This is a genomic window from Idiomarina sp., assembly GCF_019431395.1.
In the GTDB taxonomy this organism is placed as follows: domain Bacteria; phylum Pseudomonadota; class Gammaproteobacteria; order Enterobacterales; family Alteromonadaceae; genus Idiomarina.
Genome location: NZ_CP080268.1, coordinates 1009188 through 1026547 on the forward strand (window position 1 = coordinate 1009188; position 17360 = coordinate 1026547).

22 protein-coding genes and 4 tRNA genes are annotated in these 17360 nt (G+C 47.8%); 12 read left to right on the forward strand and 14 right to left on the reverse strand.

Annotated features, from left to right (window positions below; genetic code table 11):
• Genes KZ771_RS04970 through KZ771_RS04990 form a run of 5 tightly spaced genes read left to right on the forward strand, consistent with a single transcriptional unit; the run spans window position 1 to window position 4307 of the window.
• The gene (locus tag KZ771_RS04970) at window positions 1-2430 is read left to right on the forward strand and encodes a YdbH domain-containing protein (protein WP_290654559.1); all 2430 of its coding nucleotides are present in this window, start codon (window positions 1-3) and stop codon (window positions 2428-2430) included.
• Between the two features lie 26 nt (window positions 2431-2456).
• The gene (locus KZ771_RS04975) at window positions 2457-2651 is read left to right on the forward strand and encodes a YnbE family lipoprotein (protein ID WP_290569885.1); all 195 of its coding nucleotides are present in this window, start codon (window positions 2457-2459) and stop codon (window positions 2649-2651) included.
• Window positions 2652-2669: 18 nt separating this feature from the next.
• Window positions 2670-3035 carry a YdbL family protein gene (locus KZ771_RS04980; protein WP_133538326.1) on the forward strand — a complete coding sequence of 122 codons (366 nt, stop codon included), beginning with the start codon at window positions 2670-2672 and terminating at the stop codon, window positions 3033-3035.
• Window positions 3036-3045: 10 nt separating this feature from the next.
• Window positions 3046-3546, forward strand: coding sequence for an MFS transporter (locus KZ771_RS04985; RefSeq protein WP_290654560.1), 501 nt, complete (start codon window positions 3046-3048; stop codon window positions 3544-3546).
• A 32-nt stretch (window positions 3547-3578) separates the two neighbouring features.
• A complete protein-coding gene (locus KZ771_RS04990) occupies window positions 3579-4307 on the forward strand; it encodes a hypothetical protein (protein ID WP_290654811.1) in 729 nt (242 codons plus the stop codon).
• A 31-nt stretch (window positions 4308-4338) separates the two neighbouring features.
• On the opposite strand, the gene KZ771_RS04995 is transcribed toward KZ771_RS04990, so the two are convergent.
• The 5 genes from KZ771_RS04995 to KZ771_RS05015 all read right to left on the reverse strand — a co-directional run bounded on the left by KZ771_RS04995 (window position 4339) and on the right by KZ771_RS05015 (window position 7901).
• Window positions 4339-4788 (reverse strand): energy transducer TonB, encoded by a 450-nt coding sequence (locus KZ771_RS04995; RefSeq protein ID WP_290569888.1) that lies wholly within the window; start codon window positions 4786-4788, stop codon window positions 4339-4341.
• 133 nt (window positions 4789-4921) lie between these two features.
• Window positions 4922-5263: a hypothetical protein gene (locus tag KZ771_RS05000; RefSeq protein ID WP_133538323.1), complete on the reverse strand. Its 342-nt coding sequence runs from the start codon at window positions 5261-5263 to the stop codon at window positions 4922-4924.
• Between the two features lie 242 nt (window positions 5264-5505).
• Complete coding sequence (locus KZ771_RS05005; protein WP_290654561.1) at window positions 5506-6693, reverse strand: hypothetical protein; 1188 nt, start codon at window positions 6691-6693, stop codon at window positions 5506-5508.
• Window positions 6694-6741: 48 nt separating this feature from the next.
• Window positions 6742-7107: a cupin domain-containing protein gene (locus KZ771_RS05010; RefSeq protein WP_290654812.1), complete on the reverse strand. Its 366-nt coding sequence runs from the start codon at window positions 7105-7107 to the stop codon at window positions 6742-6744.
• A gap of 209 nt (window positions 7108-7316) precedes the next feature.
• The gene (locus KZ771_RS05015) at window positions 7317-7901 is read right to left on the reverse strand and encodes a LysE family translocator (protein ID WP_290654562.1); all 585 of its coding nucleotides are present in this window, start codon (window positions 7899-7901) and stop codon (window positions 7317-7319) included.
• A 108-nt stretch (window positions 7902-8009) separates the two neighbouring features.
• Here KZ771_RS05015 and KZ771_RS05020 point away from each other — a divergent pair, with 108 nt between their 5' ends.
• Window positions 8010-8453: an Lrp/AsnC family transcriptional regulator gene (locus KZ771_RS05020; RefSeq protein WP_290654563.1), complete on the forward strand. Its 444-nt coding sequence runs from the start codon at window positions 8010-8012 to the stop codon at window positions 8451-8453.
• 162 nt (window positions 8454-8615) lie between these two features.
• Entirely contained in the window at window positions 8616-8936 is a 321-nt protein-coding gene (locus tag KZ771_RS05025) for a DUF962 domain-containing protein (RefSeq protein WP_133538316.1), read from the forward strand.
• A 91-nt stretch (window positions 8937-9027) separates the two neighbouring features.
• Here the strand turns inward: KZ771_RS05025 and KZ771_RS05030 are convergent.
• From KZ771_RS05030 to KZ771_RS05065, 8 genes are all read right to left on the reverse strand, one after another.
• Window positions 9028-9114, reverse strand: a tRNA-Leu gene (locus KZ771_RS05030).
• A 25-nt stretch (window positions 9115-9139) separates the two neighbouring features.
• Window positions 9140-9213 (reverse strand) — tRNA-Cys (locus KZ771_RS05035).
• Window positions 9214-9219: 6 nt separating this feature from the next.
• A tRNA-Gly gene (locus tag KZ771_RS05040) sits at window positions 9220-9295 on the reverse strand.
• A 96-nt stretch (window positions 9296-9391) separates the two neighbouring features.
• Window positions 9392-9940 (reverse strand): CDP-diacylglycerol--glycerol-3-phosphate 3-phosphatidyltransferase, encoded by a 549-nt coding sequence (gene pgsA / locus KZ771_RS05045; RefSeq protein ID WP_133538315.1) that lies wholly within the window; start codon window positions 9938-9940, stop codon window positions 9392-9394.
• Between the two features lie 26 nt (window positions 9941-9966).
• Window positions 9967-11790 carry an excinuclease ABC subunit UvrC gene (gene uvrC / locus KZ771_RS05050; RefSeq protein WP_290654564.1) on the reverse strand — a complete coding sequence of 608 codons (1824 nt, stop codon included), beginning with the start codon at window positions 11788-11790 and terminating at the stop codon, window positions 9967-9969.
• Entirely contained in the window at window positions 11774-12436 is a 663-nt protein-coding gene (locus KZ771_RS05055; protein ID WP_133538313.1) for a LuxR C-terminal-related transcriptional regulator, read from the reverse strand. Before KZ771_RS05055 ends, uvrC begins: the two co-directional genes overlap by 17 nt.
• A gap of 198 nt (window positions 12437-12634) precedes the next feature.
• The gene (locus tag KZ771_RS05060; protein WP_290654565.1) at window positions 12635-13429 is read right to left on the reverse strand and encodes a thioesterase family protein; all 795 of its coding nucleotides are present in this window, start codon (window positions 13427-13429) and stop codon (window positions 12635-12637) included.
• A 234-nt stretch (window positions 13430-13663) separates the two neighbouring features.
• A tRNA-Ser gene (locus KZ771_RS05065) sits at window positions 13664-13755 on the reverse strand.
• Between the two features lie 297 nt (window positions 13756-14052).
• On the opposite strand from KZ771_RS05065, the gene KZ771_RS05070 reads away from it, so the two are divergent.
• From KZ771_RS05070 to KZ771_RS05090, 5 genes are all read left to right on the forward strand, one after another.
• A complete protein-coding gene (locus tag KZ771_RS05070) occupies window positions 14053-14724 on the forward strand; it encodes a Bax inhibitor-1/YccA family protein (RefSeq protein ID WP_133538311.1) in 672 nt (223 codons plus the stop codon).
• A gap of 79 nt (window positions 14725-14803) precedes the next feature.
• Entirely contained in the window at window positions 14804-15145 is a 342-nt protein-coding gene (locus tag KZ771_RS05075) for a DsrE family protein (RefSeq protein WP_243734390.1), read from the forward strand.
• A 12-nt stretch (window positions 15146-15157) separates the two neighbouring features.
• A complete protein-coding gene (locus KZ771_RS05080; protein ID WP_133538309.1) occupies window positions 15158-15469 on the forward strand; it encodes a DsrE family protein in 312 nt (103 codons plus the stop codon).
• A complete protein-coding gene (locus KZ771_RS05085; RefSeq protein WP_290654566.1) occupies window positions 15466-15720 on the forward strand; it encodes a hypothetical protein in 255 nt (84 codons plus the stop codon). Before KZ771_RS05080 ends, KZ771_RS05085 begins: the two co-directional genes overlap by 4 nt.
• 9 nt (window positions 15721-15729) lie before the next feature.
• Window positions 15730-16059, forward strand: coding sequence for a TusE/DsrC/DsvC family sulfur relay protein (locus KZ771_RS05090; protein WP_133538307.1), 330 nt, complete (start codon window positions 15730-15732; stop codon window positions 16057-16059).
• Window positions 16060-16063: 4 nt separating this feature from the next.
• Here the strand turns inward: KZ771_RS05090 and serS are convergent, their stop codons facing one another.
• Complete coding sequence (gene serS, locus KZ771_RS05095; protein ID WP_290654567.1) at window positions 16064-17356, reverse strand: serine--tRNA ligase; 1293 nt, start codon at window positions 17354-17356, stop codon at window positions 16064-16066.
• Between the last annotated feature and the right edge of the window lie 4 nt (window positions 17357-17360).

A 17360-nucleotide genomic window follows, 5' to 3' on the forward strand; every position in this document is an offset into this window, starting at 1 on the left:
ATGTACCGCTGGCGTCACCTTTGGCGTCCGCTAGTCGCATTCGGCAGCGCGTTACTGACGCTGTCGATGTTTATACTGTTTGCTCTGTGGTTGGCGCCAACCTTTGCTGATAAATGGCTCGCCAATAGTGGCGTAACTGACTGGCACATTAAGGTCGGCCAAATTAGTGCCGAGCAACTCGTTATCGATGAGTTGCAATTGACCTATCAACAAGACACCACACCGAGTAACACGTCCGATACGCATGAGTTGACCATTAGCGATGTAGTCAATTACAAACTACCCTCCTGGCTACCCACACAGATAGTCATTAATCAACTTGAGGTAACGGTTAAAAACATCGACAGCGTTGAACAAATTGTCGGTGGTTTACGCATTGATACGCGTGAGGAGCCTGTAATCACGGTATCACTTAAACGCCCTGCTAACGCCACGCTTGAGGTATCGCGACATGCCCAACGCATTCGCGCAACGCTTTCACACGCCATCATTAATGCCCAGTTCAACTACGATGCAGCTATAGGCGGTTTCGATGTAAACGCCAGGGCTTTGCTAACCACAGAGCATGTTAACCGCTGGAGCCGAGGGTATATCACTCAAAGCTTGCCTGTACTTGCTTTGGTTAACGGTAGGCTACCCGCAACAACCCCGGTTTCTGATCCGCTGGCGCTGTTACGACAAGTCAATGCCGATACAAAGATACAACTAGACGAACAACTGGCAATTAAACACCCGAAATTAGCGGCAACAGTACTCGGCAGTGCAACATTTGCAGTCGATAGCGGCATGCTGAACCATTATCGACTCGACTTATCCGGGCTGCTTACCCCAACCAAGGACATTCCCATGGAGCTCGGCGACATCGACTGGCAACTGCAAAGCTCTGATCGCCTGGCAGTAGATATATTAATGCCGAGCAAGGCTCTGCAGAAAACCCGTTGGCCTTTGGTCGTCAATGTTAACGCAGGCAAGAATAGCGATGATATTGATAAGTTGAGCGTAAAACTAAACGGTAGCATACGCCAACAAGCCGGTCAGTTTTTAGCAACGGAGTTTCCCAACACAGACATTCGTTATGATCGGGTTCAATTGCCACAATTCAGTGAAAAACAGCCTAAAATCACAACAACAGAAGGCTATTTTAACGCTGATATAGGCTTTGGCGGAGGTAAAGCCGAGCTAAAACTTAATAATGCATTTTCGTCACATTTAACAACCAAAATGTTATCTTTTGATGCAGATATAGGCAACTTCAATGCTATTATCGACACCAGCAAGCCACTAAGTTCCAGTATCGATTTTTCGCTTAATATTAGCGATATTAACGTAAATAAAAGGCTTTTTGCCGATTTTAACAACATTTACGACCCGGTCTTAAGTCAGCGAGTTAGTTATAACGATCGGCACGCCACTATCGACGGCGACATTGTCTTTGGTGATGGTATTTCAGTTAGTCACAACACCCAAATTGATGAAAATTTGCAGCTGTCATCGACCATTTCAACCAACGTTGAAAGCCTGGCCGCAAGTTCTACGCAACGCCGGTTAAAACCTATTCTCAGCCAGTTTGCACCGCTACTGACTTTATCTAACGGCAATATCCAGACTCAGGCGGTTATGCACGCGGATCTTAAAACATCGGATTGGGGAGTGACGGATGGGAAGCTAACCATCAAGGATGTGGACGGGATATACGACACGCTAGCCATTGCAGACCTGGATATTGATGCGAATTTTAGCCTGACGCCTGCTAACTTATCATTAACGCAAGCATCGCTAGAGTTAGGCAGTATTCAGCAAGGTTTTAGTGTCGGCCCTATGGGCGCCAATTTTACGGCACAAATTCCGTTAGGTGACATTGCAGGAAGTCAGGTAACGCTCCAGCAGCACCGTATTAGAGCCTTTGGTGGCAACATCACCCTACCCAATCAGTCCTATCAATTGAGCCAGGATTTACCTATACCCATTGTGTTTGAGCGGTTAAATCTCGGGGAACTGATGCGCCAATATCCAACTGATAAAATCGCTATTGATGGCGAGGTGTCCGGAACTATTCCGCTACGCTGGAACTCAGAACAATTAACGGTTGAGCGTGGCTATGTAAATGCGGTAGCGCCCGGTGGCAAGTTACAGGTCGACTCCTCCGCACTGCGGTCAGCGGTCGGCGGCAATCCCAGCTTGCAAACACTCGCCAGCGTGTTAGAAAACTTCTATTATCAAGAGCTTGCCAGTGTTATTGATTACGATGAGAATGGCGACCTGACGCTGGGGTTAGAATTAACCGGTTACAACCCGGCAGTCGAAAATGGACGTACCGTTAAACTGAATATTACCTTGCAAGAGGACTTGCCCGCTCTAATCCAGGGGCTACAGTTAAGTAATAGTGTAAGTGACGTCATTCGTCAGCGAATACAACAGCGTGTTAATTAACATGCACCGCAACATCAGGGGATGATATGAAATATCTAGCGCCTATCAGTATGGCATTTACAGCATTTCTGCTATTATCTGCTTGCACACCAACGGTTCAGGTTGCCGCTCCAAAAGAGCCAATCACCATTAACCTTAACGTTAAAATCGAGCATGAAATTTACGTCAAAGTCGACAGAGCGCTCGACGATGTGATTTCTGAATCCAGCGGTCTGTTTTAATTAACAAAGGATTGTCTTATGAAAAAGTTCTTAGTCAGCACATTTATCGCCCTACTTACGTTATCAAGCGTCACTATATCTACAGCCAGCCATGCGCAGCAAATGACCTTGCAGCAGGCCATGGACCAATTACAACAAGCCAAAGCAAACGGCTGGGTAGGCGAGCAGCCAAATGGTTATCTGGGCGTTGTTGAACAAACCGCGACCGCACAACAGATCGCCGAAAGAATTAATGAGGCACGTCGTCAGGAATATACTCGCATAGCCGAAGAAAACGATATTGCCGTTGCCGATGTTGAATTACTGGCAGGCAAACGCGCTATCGAACGCAGCGCATCCGGTCATTTCATTAAAGTTGATGGTCAGTGGCGGAAAAAGCCGTAGAGGGCCATCAATGACCCAGATATCAGGCATGCGCTTTGCCACCGTCGGTGCCATACTGATTGCTATCAGTTTTGGCTTGGCGCGTTTTGCCTTTGGTTTGTTCGTGCCGCAGATTCGGGATGCGTTGGGACTTAGTGCAAACCTTATTGGTATTATCGCGGCGCTGCCGCTCATCAGCTTTGTCATCGTAAGTCTTGTTGCACCGCTAATTACTAAATACTTTGGCGCACGCAATACCACGGTGTTATCCGCTGCTTTTGCGGCCTTTGGGTTGGTTCTAATCAGTCAGGCCATTGGCCCTATTTCACTTGGCTTAGGCGCCCTCGCCTGCGGTATCTCGACCGGTCTAATGATGCCGGCGTTAACCTCAGCCATGCAGGCACTTGTTGATCGCTCGATTCATGGCCGCGTTAGCTCGGTAATGAATGCCGGCACCAGTATTGGTGTCGCCCTGTCAGGCCCAGCCGTATTGTTCTTTATGAATTCCTGGCGTTTGCATTCGCGTTATTAGCCATTGTTGGTGTTTTTCTAGCCTGGTTTCTAATCCCGTCAGTTTCTCGAGTCACCCCATCTAATGCCGCACCGCCGGGAAAAATTACGGCACAACGAGCAGTGCGCCTGTTCAAACTATTTGTTTTTGCTTTTGCGATGGGATTTGTGGCCGCCGCATACTGGACGTTTGGTCCGGATCTAGTCACCCAATTAGGCGCGTTAGCGCCGGGACAAAGTGGCTGGCTATGGTTGGCCGTCGGTGTAGCTGGTTTAGGCGGCGCGATTATCAGCGACATCGCAGATCGCAATAACCCGGCAATTACACATGCATTGATGTTGATGATGTTAACCACCAGCCTGACGCTACTAGCTGCTAGTCCCGATCAAATTTATCTTGCCGTGTTTTCGGCGTTAGTGTTTGGCTTAGCCTATATGAGTTTGACCGGCCTTTACTTAATGACGGGCATTCGGTTACTACCCGGGCGGCTGTCATTGGGACCGGTCTTACCCTTCGTGGCCTGTGCTCTTGGTCAGTCAATAGGTTCGCCGGTTATCGGTTTTCTAGTGAGTGAATTTGGCTACGCTGCAAGTTTTTCGATATTTGCAACCATCGGTATTTTTGCCAGCTTGTTATCGCCGTTTTACCCAGTCCATATCGAAGACGATACGCAAGTGCCCGAGCAAGAAACCGGCCTGCAAGCCGCCTTCGATTATCAGCTACGGGATGATGAGGGGGAGCCTCTGCCAACGCAGGCAGAGGCCAGTGAGTTAGACCGGTAGCAGCTAGTTCCCCGTTATTTTAACGTGAGTATCAGGAGTTCTCTTCGTCTTTGCAGTTGGTGTCATATTTAGGGTCCGGTCCACTGTCTTCTACAGTAAAGTTAAGCTGAACATGGGTTAATACCGGTATGCGTTCGCTGTTTTCCGGTGCCGCTTCATAAGTCCACTTCATCAAGGCCGCAGCGGCATAATCGTCAAACACACCCTTCGGGTATGAAGATTCAATTCGATAGCCTTCAACTGTACCATCCGAACCAATACCAAAAATCAAATCGACGCAGCCGTTAACGCGATTTCTTGCTGCTTCAGGCGGATACATCGGCGCAGCACGATTTTTGACCTGCCAATATTGTTCGACTTCATCAGCGTCTTCTTCTGCGGTCAAGTTTAGAAACTGGTTAGCGGGGATCGTTGCTTCTTCGGTCGATGCACAGCTAACAATAAAAAACGACAGTGTAGCTGCAATAAGAGCTTGTTTCATAGGATGTTTAAGAGCCTTTTTAACGTCTGTATATGCAATTCATACTATGCCCGAAGTTTGTGGTGTGTTGCAAATGAATTAAACAACCTGCAACCAGCGTCCGTATGAGTGAGCGACAAAAATGGCCAGTTGTCTAACGCCCAGTTCGGTTATCGAATATTCGCCTGGTCTGCATAACCCTTTGCCGCCCCGGAAACAATTTGGATGCAATCACATCAGCCCATAGTGTAATAACAGCCAATAACACCGGCACAGCCACGTCAAAAATACTGTCTAACGGCCCCGACGTGCTTTCTTTGTCGTTGGCATATGAACTAATAAGCTCTATTCCGAAATAAAAAAGACAAAATACAGCAATGCAAGAGAGCGCTCCCAGAGGGTATTTAAGCCCAATAAGCCGATTGGCCAGGACAACACTGCCAATAAGTGCGATGGGCGCAACGATACGAAGCATATCTGTAAAAAGTTCTGACATTGTCCAATCCTTAGGTTGTCTAAACTTACCTCTTATTAGCTATATCAGCTTGCTACGGATAAGCAAAAGATAAAAAACGTATAAATGCTCTGCTCAAGCTGCCTGATATCGCTGGTGCATGACAACCACCTCCTGGCCTCGGCTATTAACATTTTTGCTCTCGTTCGAAGTGCCAGCAATCAGTTGGGCAGATTGCCCAGTTAAATCATCAAAAAAAACAGTACAGTCCGCTATATATGACGTTATTTCTTCCTTAAATTAATGCGTTTGTCCCACAGCAAGTTTCCGTCAAGATCGTGCAGTGTGACGTGGTAACTGCCGCTTTTAAGATACAACGGTAACTTTTGTCCTGCTTCGGACAACACCCGATCGGCAGGAAACCCCGTCTCAGTATGGTAAGCCTGTAAAATGACACTCGCATTTTCAGGCCATTTATCGATGTTTGGTAAATACGGTTCGCCCAATAATTGACGAAAGTAACTGGGGTCATCGGCAGGAGCCATAGGAAGACGCAGTTGAATATCGACATTCTGCACCGATCCCACATTGATGATATTGTCATCATGCCGGTACGCATAGGTAGCCAGAGGGTCTTTGTTCCTCCCCTCAAACGAGCAGGCTGTGGTATCAATGCTCAAAGTCTCATAGCCATAACGGTTATTAAGAAAATCCCTCATAACACGGTAAGGCTCTAGGTTAGGACCGGTTAATGGCGCCTCTGCGATATACCCCCATCCTGCAAAGATCAGAAACCTGGCATCTGCTGGCGCATCATCAATGCGGGTGACAATGTTTTCCGCTTGCTGTTTATCACGAAATTCAAAGCGTTCCACAAAACCTGCACCTTTTGGAGCCGGTGTCTCTGCCTCATAGCCAAACACGTTTAAACCAAGCCTCGTCGCCTCTTGAAACAGGTTCGACATCATAGGTTCTTGAATGTAGAAAGCTTCCGTTGGTTGTGCATCGGGTTCAAAAGCTTCAAAACCAACGTGAGTAATTCCCCGCGCCTTGAGCCATGGTAGCCAGTTTAGCGCGAGAGTTCGCGCTGCGGGGTTAAAATGGTTTTCGTTGATCATCAAAATGCGTTGATCAGCCAACAATTCTTCAGCCAGTGCTTTGCCCGACACTTTTTCAAATTCGGGCTCAACGTCACAATAACTTGCGCTTGAAAAACGCTCCATCAAATCGTGAGCTTTATCCGGACGTCCCATATTCACATAAATCTGAGCCAGCGTTTGCGGTTGCTCAGAAAACTCAGCCAGTATTGTACTAACCTCACCATTTCGTAACATTTTGGGAGTGGCATCAAACACGCTTTCCTGAGCTTGCAAAGTGCTTACCGATAAGGACAGCGCCAGACTTAAAAATGGGATTATTTTTTTAATTGTTAGCTCCATCGTTAACCTTTGCAGAGACTTAAAAGCAAACACTCAGTGAGCGTCTCGTTTTAATGAATCGATTGATTACTATACCCTACATCAAATCCAAACGTCATTCTCCGCCGTCTTGCTGTCATTTTCATCACCGGTATTGACCACACCCCGGGGTTCAATCAGCAGCACCTGGGCTTCTTCCTTCGCATACGGCTTATGTTCAACCCCCTTCGGCACGACATACATTTCACCCTCGCACAGCTCGACATAACCATCTCTGAAATCGATGCGCAACCGCCCCGCCAGCACAATAAACGTTTCATCGGTGTCCTTATGGTCATGCCAAACAAAATCACCCTGCAGCTTAACCACTTTAAACTGATAATCGTTCATCTCGGCAATCACTTTCGGCGACCATTGTTCGTTAAACTGGCTCAGTTTTTCTTCGAAGTTTATCGGTTTATGCGGCATAGGGTTCCTTTTGTATTTAGGCGGGTTTGTGCCAGGGGCGGACATTGGCGCTTTAACTGCGTACGGTTTAATCGCCAGCGGGGCTTTCTCTATTGTTTCCGAGAAATCATTAATTTTTTTCGAGCATCTCCAGAGATGGGCCTGCAGCAAAATAAGCAATTTCATGCCGTAAAGTATCTCTATATATTACCACTGAAGGCCGCAGAACTTTAAACCAGCATCGGCAAAGTAGAGCCTACCAAGATCAATGCCATACTCCAGTTAAAAAGCCGCATGTGCAATTCCTGTTTTAATACTCGACTGATTTTTTTGCCTGCGTATGCCCAAATTGAGGCGGAAGGCATATTGACGAATACAAACGCCAGTGTGACCAACGTCAGTCCAAATAAACTTGCTGTCGGGTTATACAGACTCACCGCCGATAAAGCCATGGTCCAACCTTTTGGGTTTACCCATTGAAACAAAACAGCGGCCGAGAACGTCATCGGCTGATACGAGGCGTTCTCCACCTTCGGACGGCTACGCGCAATTTTTAATGCAATGTAAACGAGAAACACGCCACAAATTACGCGCAGCACATCATGGACCCTGGGCAAGGTCTTAAAAACCTCGGCTAAACCCAGTCCCACTAAAAAAATCATAAGGCCAAAGCCAAAGATGACGCCCAACATATGGGGGATAGTCCGTCTAAAGCCTACGTTGGCCCCCGACGCCATCAGCATCATGTTATTGGGGCCCGGTGTAAAGGTAGAAACAAAAGCGAACAGCGCAAGCGCCACTAATGACTGATCCATGACAGCAACCTTTGTCAGTAAAATATGACGCATAGAATAACTGGAATGCTATGAAATTTTATGCTTTTATTGCCAGTAATTGCGTAAATTAAGAAACGATATTCTTTTATGGATAAATTTGACGAAAAGATATTGCAAGAGCTGAAAAGCGACGGACGAATTTCCAATATCAAACTTTCAGAGCGTATTGGATTATCGCCGTCGGCAACATTTCGACGAGTACAAGAACTTGAACGCAAGCGTGTTATCAAAGGCTATCGCGCAATTTTAGACCCTGAGCAGCTCCAAATCGGCTTTGTCGCATTCGTCACCATTGGCTTAAGTGATCACCGCAGAAGCTCGCAGTTAGCGTTTGAGCAACACGTTGCGGATGTACCCGAAGTCGTTGAGTGTCACAACGTAACGGGGACCCATGAATATCTGTTGCGCGTTGAGGCAACTGACCTCAAACATTTTCAACGCATACACTCCAACGTGCTGGGTGAGTGCCCGCATGTCAATGCCATCACCACAATGGTTGTTATGGAATCATCAAAAGATCAGCGCAGTTAAAAATTTGAATCGAACCAGTAAATTCGGAGGCGTATTTATTTGAATCATGCTGCCTCATCTTCTGCGAGTTATCGATAATAATTCAGGACTCAGCAATTTATGTGTCTTCTTATTGACTAAATTGCTAGGCTAACGAATAAACTGTGTTGATGAGGGGCTAAAATGGGTAGCGTAGCCGATAAAAAATCATTTAATAGTTTTAAGGAGTTTTACCCTTATTACTTGCAAGAGCATAAAAACAAAATCTGCCGCCGCTTACACTTTGCCGGCAGTTTAGTGGTTCTCGCGATTCTGTTTTATGCCTTGTTCAGCGGCAACTATGTTTACCTCTGGCTCATGCCGGTGGCGGGCTATGGATTTGCCTGGGTCGGCCACTACTTTTTTGAACATAACCGTCCAGCAACCTTCACCCACCCTTTTTACAGCTTGCTGGGCGACTGGGTGATGTTTAAAGATATTTTGCTTCGGAAGGTCCCATGGTAGTAGGTTTTACTTGCGTCAGGACGCAAGCCATTGATTTTGAAATAATCGGAGCTTACTCTTGCGCTGAAAGCGCAAGCTACTGATTCGGAATTGGTGCCCGGGGCCGGACTTGAACCGGCACGCTGTTACCAGCGAGGGATTTTAAATCCCTTGTGTCTACCAATTCCACCACCCGGGCACTACATAGAAGTGTTCTCGAATAATGGAGGCGGGTCCCGGAGTCGAACCGAGATCCACGGATTTGCAATCCGCTGCATAGCCATTCTGCCAACCCGCCGATGTTTGGAGCGGGAAACGAGATTCGAACTCGCGACCCCAACCTTGGCAAGGTTGTGCTCTACCAGCTGAGCTATTCCCGCACCGTCATCTGCCGTGGCATTCTACTGTCTATTCGGTTTCAGTCAACGACTTTTTGCTATTTTTGTGACTGTTTGGCTAAATTTACGACAAAGCAGTTAATTCTTAGTCAATTCACTGCCGGCTGAGCGTAAATATTCCCACATTGACCACACCGTTAACACAAACGAAACGATGAATAAGAACAGCGCAAGCCAAAAGATATAAATATTTGCGTTCCAAAGCAACCCGATCAACGCCACCATTTGCGCAATTGTTTTTAATTTACCCAAATTGGATACGGCCACTTTGCCGCGACTGCCCCGTTGTGCCATCCACTCGCGCAACGCACTGACAATTAATTCACGACAAATCATGGTCAAAGCCGGGATGGTAATATACCAGGCATTAAAATCTTCCACGACAACGACTAGCGCGGCTACCACCATGGCTTTATCGGCAACGGGGTCTAAAAACTCGCCAAACTCGGTGTATTGGTTAAATTGACGTGCTACAAAACCGTCCAGTGCATCGGTTACCGCAGCCAGCAAAAAGATAAACGCTGACCAGAAGCGCGCTTCTTCAAACGGCAAGTAAAAGATGATCAAGAAGACCGGGATCAGGACAATTCTAAAACTGGTTAAAATGTTCGGGATATTCCACTTCATTATCCGCCATTTCCTTTTAGGCTGTATCACTCATCTCTAAATGAATAATAGATCTTTTCTGCTAACGCCCGACTGATTCCCGGTACATTGGCGATTTGTTCAATACTAGCGTTTTTCACCTCGTGTAATCCACCCAGATTTTGCAAAATCTTTTGCCGACGCTTAGCGCCGATGCCTTCGATCTGCTCCAGGCTTGAAGTGCGCTTAACTTTACCACGCTTTTGGCGGTGGCCGGTAATGGCAAAACGATGTGACTCATCGCGTATATGCTGAATTAAGTGCAACGCACTTGCGTCCTTACTCAGCGGTATGGTCTCGTGGCTGCCGGCCATAATCAGCGTTTCTAAACCCGGCTTGCGCGACTCTCCTTTGGCCACACCGATTAGCATGGGGGCATCTTTACCCCAGTCCGCAAAATATTTTTCTGCCTGTGCCAGCTGCCCTTTCCCCCCGTCGATAAACAGGATGTCCGGAATATTCCCGGCGTCTTTAGCATTATCGTAGCGCTTGGCCAACGCTTTAGACATGGCCGCATAATCGTCGCCTGGGGTAATACCGTCGATATTATAGCGCCGGTAATCGGATTTCTTGGGGCCATTCTGGTCGAATACCACACAGGATGCGACAGTCTGCTGACCCATGGTATGGCTGATATCGAAACACTCCATACGTTGAATCGGTATACCCAGCTCCAGCACTTGCTGCAATGCGTGGGTACGGCGGTTCATGGTGCTTTGTTGGTTTAACTTGCTTTCCAACGCATTTACGGCATTTTTGTGTGCTAGCTGTTGGTATTGTTTACGTTCGCCGCGTACGTTTTGCAATAAACGTACTTTTTTATTCAGCGCTTGTCCCATAACCTCAGCCAGTACTTCGTCACGCTCAACTGCGGTCGGCAGGACGATTTCGGCCGGCGCTTTGCGACCCGCTGTATCAGATAGATAAAATTGCAGTAAGAACGCACGCAGTACTTCTTCATCTGAGGTATCTGCCGGCACTTTCGGGAAGTAGCTGCGACTGCCCTGTAAGTGGTTATCACGAATAAACAGCATTTGAACCGTGACCATGCCGTTGCCCCGCGCCAGGCCGATAACATCGAGCTCTTGCTGAGAGCCAGTAACTGAGTTGCGTTCCTGGGTACGTCGCAACATCGCAATCTGATCTCGATAACGCGCTGCCCTTTCAAAATCCAGCGCCTCGCTCGCCTGCTCCATTTTGCTCACCAGCTCGTCAATTACCTGCTGATTTTTGCCCTGTAGAAAGCGTTTAGCAAAGCGTACTTGCTCGTCATATTCTTCATCGGTGCACACATTCACACAGGGCGCCAGGCAACGTTGCAACTGATATTGCAAACATGGCCTGCTGCGCGCTCTATAGTATGAGTCCTCACACTGACGCACCGGAAAAATCTTTTGCATCAGGCGCAGACTCTCGCGTACCGCTGCGCCATTGGGGAATGGTCCGAAATACTCACCTTTAGTGCGGCGCGCGCCGCGGTGAAAGCCCAGCCGCGGATGCTGATGATCGGTCATGATAATATAAGGGTACGACTTATCATCGCGTAACAGCACGTTATAACGCGGGCGATATTTTTTAATGAAGGTGTTTTCGAGGATTAGCGCTTCGGCTTCGGTGTTAGTTACCGTGACGTCCATATCGCAAATTTGCTTCACCAGAACTTGCGTTTTGACGCGATCAACTTTGTCACGGAAGTAACTAGAAACGCGCTTTTTTAGATCTTTGGCTTTGCCTACATAAATAACGTCACCTGCCTCATCATACATGCGATAAACGCCTGGCTGATGAGTCAGGTGACGAAGGAAGTTTTCAGCGTCAAATGCGTGCGTCATAATCCCTTTGTTGCTTGACCTCGACAAGGCCATTACTAATGGCAAGATGGGTCAATTGTACATCACCTTGCACGCCGAGTTTAGAGAAGATTCGGTAGCGGAAGGTATTAATGGTTTTACTGCTGATATTAAGATGATCAGCGATCTCTGACACTTTAACGCCACGACTAATCATCTGCGCGACTTGTAATTCCCGTTCACTGAGCTTATCAACCATGGGCGTCGAGCGATCCAAGTGCGGATTTTTCGCCAGATAACAGGCAACCGGAGCAGCAACATAAACACCGCCATGTTTTATCGCTAATACGGCTTCTTTTAGTTCCTGGCCGGTGCTTGATTCCAGCAAATAGCCATCCACATGCGGAACGCTACACTGAAAATCCAGTACATCCTGGTAAGTTTTGCCCCACACAATTAAACGAAGCTCCTTAAAACGGCGTACTAACCGCCGCCAAACCTCTACCGTCGAATCCTTACCGAGTTGACTGCACAGCACAACGATGGCGTCATCGTGTTTGTGACATGCAGTACGTAGTTGCATCATGGAGGTAACAGTTTCGATGCTATGGCTAAGGCCATCTTCAAGAATAGAGGCCATTCCGGCACTGGTGAATGGGTTAGATATTGCTAAAATAATATGATGCACAGTGGCTATCCTTTTACAGTAATTAAACAAAACGTCCGTGTAAATCGATGCCTGCGACCACAGTAATCATATTACGTCTTTCTACCCTGCGACATCAGCATTAAACTTTGTTAATAATCGCCATTATCGCAACCGTTTTATCGCTGTTTAGTTATGATGGGTTCATTTTTGCGTGGCGGCAGGTTCATATTGAACCCATCACGCGAACACAGTAAAGGACTGGCGACTAATTGCCAGTAATTCGCCTTGCTCAGACCATAACCCTGCCCGACTATGACCATAGCCATCAGCGGCGTGCTCGATAAATGCCTCGTACTGAAACCAGTCATGGGTATTGAATGGGCTCAAATCGCGGTTAGGAAACTCGATTGTCCAGGTAAGTGATGACGCCGGTGCGGGTTTATTGAGGTGAGGCAATACCGCCGGCGGCCAGGCATCAACTAAAGAAATAATAGCGGCGGTTGTTAGTTGCTGCTGTTCGTGCCTAAACCGTACCCAGCCACCAAAGGTTCTGCCCGGCTGTCCACTAAACGGCATACCACCGGAGGTTATGCGGTAGTCATAGTGCTTGGCGAATTCAGGCACAATCTCCGCATCGGGAAGTCCCGGCCCGTCGTTGACCGTTTTTAGATCCGGCGCCGTTTCGCCACTAACATTAACCATCGACGACCGTGCTTTACCCATACTGGCAAGTCCGGCGAGCATGACCTGATCATTCTGCAGCAGTTCCACCGCAACCTGCAGCACCGAAGACCCCTGCCTTAGTACCCGGTAACTCAGTGTTGCTGCCCCCGGAGCGGCGGGTGCCACAAACGAGATAGCAAAGCTGCGTAAATGGTAATCCGCCGGAAATTGCTGCAATAAAAACTGAGCAGCTAACGCCGCGCTAAAGCCACCAAAAAATGCACGACCTTGTGCCCAGCCTTCAGGCAACTCGATGGTCTGATTGTTTTTGTTATCTTCGATTAACGCTAAAGTTTGATGAAGCTGCATGGACTTTCCCTATTAAACACCTGTTTGAATTAGGCATTAAGAATACCAATAATCACCATAATGACAAAGGATGTTGTCAGCAATATAGCACACACCACAGCGTTTCGGTCGGAGGGGACAGGCTTCACGGGTGGGATTGACTCGTGCTATCCGTGGGGTTCTCATCGAGCCGCCCTTTCCTCAAACGCAAAAAGAAAAGCCCTACTCGATGAGTAGGGCTTTTCTTTTTAAATTTGGCGGAGAGGGAGGGATTCGAACCCCCGGTAGGGATGAACCTACGCCTGATTTCAAGTCAGGTGCATTAAACCGAGCTCTGCCACCTCTCCAAATTTTGGTCTGTGGGGCTGTTGCCTCAAGACGAAGCGAATATTAAAGGGCTGAGATTCTCTTGTAAAGTAAAAATTGAAACAAAATTGCAGTTTTTGGTTCGTTTGGTGACTAATTAGTCAAACCGATCGATATTCCATCAATCTACGTATTGAACGCTACGAAAAGGCATTGATTTGGCTACCCAACGCCCCCATTTATACGGTAGTATCGAACACAGTAAATTCATGCACTGGTATAGAAACTTTTTAACGTATAAAAAGTCTTATAAATAGTCGTTAACCACGGAGACAACTATGAACGATCGCAGTCAGATGTATGTCGGTCAAGAAGCATCGACACTGGCCGTCAACAAGGTACTACGTAACACTTATTCGCTGTTGGCGATGACACTGGCATTCAGTGCCGTCACCGCAACCATCAGCACCATGATGAACTTGCCATACCCTGGCTTCTTCATCACCATAATTGCTTACTTTGGCCTGCTGTTTGGTATTCACAAAACCAAAGACAGCGGTATGGGCATTGTATTAACCTTCGCGCTGACCGGATTTTTGGGTTACACCTTAGGGCCATTGCTTAATATGGCGTTGTCCATGCCAGGTGGTGGCGAGATGGTTGCTACAGCGCTTGGTGGCACCGCATTAACGTTCTTTGCAACGTCAGCTTATGTGTTGACCACTAAAAAGGATATGTCGAAGTTAGGCGGCGTAATTACCGCCGGCATCATCATGGTATTTGTTGCTATGATTGCTAATTTCTTCTTCCAGTTACCTGCGCTGCAGCTTGCATTGTCAGCCTTGATGATTCCATTGATGGCAATGTTAATCATGTGGCAAACCAGTGACATCATTCACGGTGGCGAGCGCAACTACATCATGGCAACCGTCACATTGTATGTTTCGCTTTATAACTTGTTTGTAAACTTGCTAACATTGTTAATGGCGTTTGGTGGCGGCGACGAATAGAACCGCTGCACAGTAAATTGTAATCAAACGCCCCGCACTGCGGGGCGTTTTTGTTTGAGCCAGTTAGTAGGACATGCCGGTGCAACTTTGTTTAATCCTTCAAAAGAGTATTAGTGAGCATCTTTACAGCGAGCGTGCCCTGCGTTTTGCACAGCAGGCCGTTGCCGCAGGCCATCAGATTAACTGCGTGTTTTTTTACCGCTCTGCCGTTAACCATGCCAAAACTGAGTTGTCTGGCTCAGCACAAGCCCTGCAACAAAAATGGCAGAGTTGGTCTACGCAACAGCAAGTGCCATTGATCGTCTGTCATACTGTAGCTGAACGTATGGGTTTAAGTGATTTTGCCCCAGGCTACCAGGACGCTGGATTAACGGCGCTGGTGCAAGCGATGGCTAGCGCAGACCGAACCTTACAGTTTTAAGAGCAACAGACCATGACGCGAAGAACGGCCATTTTACAAACATCCGCTAACGCTAATACCGCAACCGAAGCACTGGATATGGCGCTGGCACTGGCTAGTATGGATCAGCCAGTACAGCTAGTTTTATCGGGCGATGCCGTTAAGGTTCTGCAGCAAAATCCATCTAAACGCTATGCCATGCTGGAGTTACTCGATGCTGAGCCGATTGGGCTGGTTAGCGATAACGACCTCAACATCGATCCTGGTCTAGATACGCAAATTATCGCAACCGCGAAGCTGCGTGAGCTACTTGATTCATTTGACGAGGTGTTGCAGTTCTCATGACATTACATTGGATTAGAGCCACTTCATTAAGCCAGTGGCTTGAGCAAAACCGTTCATTATTAGACGTTAACGACGCCTTGTTGCTGAGCGATAAAGGGCTCGAGAATTTGCCTCGCAGTGCGCCCCTAAACAACACCTGTTATGCACTGAGTCAAGAAATAACGACAGCCCTGCCCGATTACGTCACGCTAATTGACGATCCGCAATGGCTCGAATTGGTGTTAAACTTTCCCCATCAAATCACCTGGTAGAATCATCACATGCTGGAATTTAACGGTCACCAATACCAAACCGATAAACACGAGTATTTAGCCAATATTGAGGATTGGAATGAAGACCTGGCCTTGCATATAGCACAATTGGAAAACATTGAGATGAGTGACGCGCATTGGGAAGTCGTCTACTTTGTGCAGAATTTTTACAAAGAATTTGATACCAGTCCGGCTATGCGCGTGCTGGTTAAAGCCATGAAAAAGCAGTTAGGCGAAGAAAAGGCAAACAGCCGCTATTTGTACAAGCTGTTCCCCAAAGGACCAGCCAAGCAGGCAACCCGGATAGCCGGGCTGCCCAAGCCGGCAAAATGTATTTAAGCCATTAAGGGGTTAACGTTTCGATCCCACCCATATAAGGTTTAAGCGCTTCGGGGATTACCACTGAGCCATCGGCTTGCTGGTAGTTCTCCAGCACCGCTACCAATGCTCGACCTATGGCCAGGCCTGAGCCATTCAGGGTGTGCAAAAGTTCGGGTTTCTTCTGCCCTTTGCGGCGAAAACGTGCCTGCATCCGGCGCGCCTGAAAATCCCACATGTTTGAACACGAACTGATTTCACGGTAGGTATTCTGTGCCGGCAACCATACTTCTAAGTCATAGGTTTTGGTTGCGCCAAAGCCCATATCGCCGGTACACAGCAGCATTTTACGGTATGGCAGCTCGAGTTTTTGTAGCACAGTTTCGGCGTGGTTAGTCAGTTGTTCTAACGCATCCATTGAGTCTTCGGGCTTAACCATCCACACCAGTTCAACTTTATCGAATTGATGCTGACGGATCAAACCACGGGTATCCCGACCGTGAGAACCCGCTTCACTGCGGAAGCAAGGCGTATGCGCGGCAAACTTAAACGGCAGCGCATCTTCGTCAACGATTTCATCGCGCACCATATTGGTCAGCGGCACCTCGGCAGTTGGGATCAGCGACATCGGGATTTGGTCTTGTGACTCACCTTCGATGTGAAACAAATCTTTGCCGAATTTAGGCAACTGCCCGGTACCGTAAAGTGAATCGTGGTTAACCATGTAAGGCACATAGGTTTCGGCGTAACCGTGTTGTTCGGTATGCAGATCCAACATGAATTGCGTCAACGCACGGTGCAGACGTGCCATGCCACCACGCATAACCACAAAGCGCGCACCAGTTAACTTAGCGGCGGTTTCAAAATCCAGCCCTTTGCCAAGTTTTTCCGCCACATCCACGTGATCAGCCGGTTCAAAATCAAACGAGCGTGGCTCACCCCAGCGGCTGACTTCTTCGTTCTGGGCTTCGTCCTCGCCTAAGGGCACACCCGCCGCAGGCAGGTTCGGCACACCCATGATGATATCCTGCAACTGCTGTTGCACACTTTTCAGTTCTTCTTTGGCCGAATCTAACTGATCACCTAAATCACTCACTGCGTCTAATAGCGGCTGAATATCTTCACCGGCAGCCTTTGCTTTGCCAATGGCTTTGGAGCGACTATTACGCTCCGCCTGCAACTGCTCTGTGCGTATTTGAATTTCTTTACGCTGCTGCTCAAGCTGCTGCAGCGTTGCTACATCCAGTTTAAAACCGCGGCTTTTGAGTTGTTCTGCGGTTTGTTCTAATTCTTCGCGGAAATGTTTCGCGTCTAGCATGAGT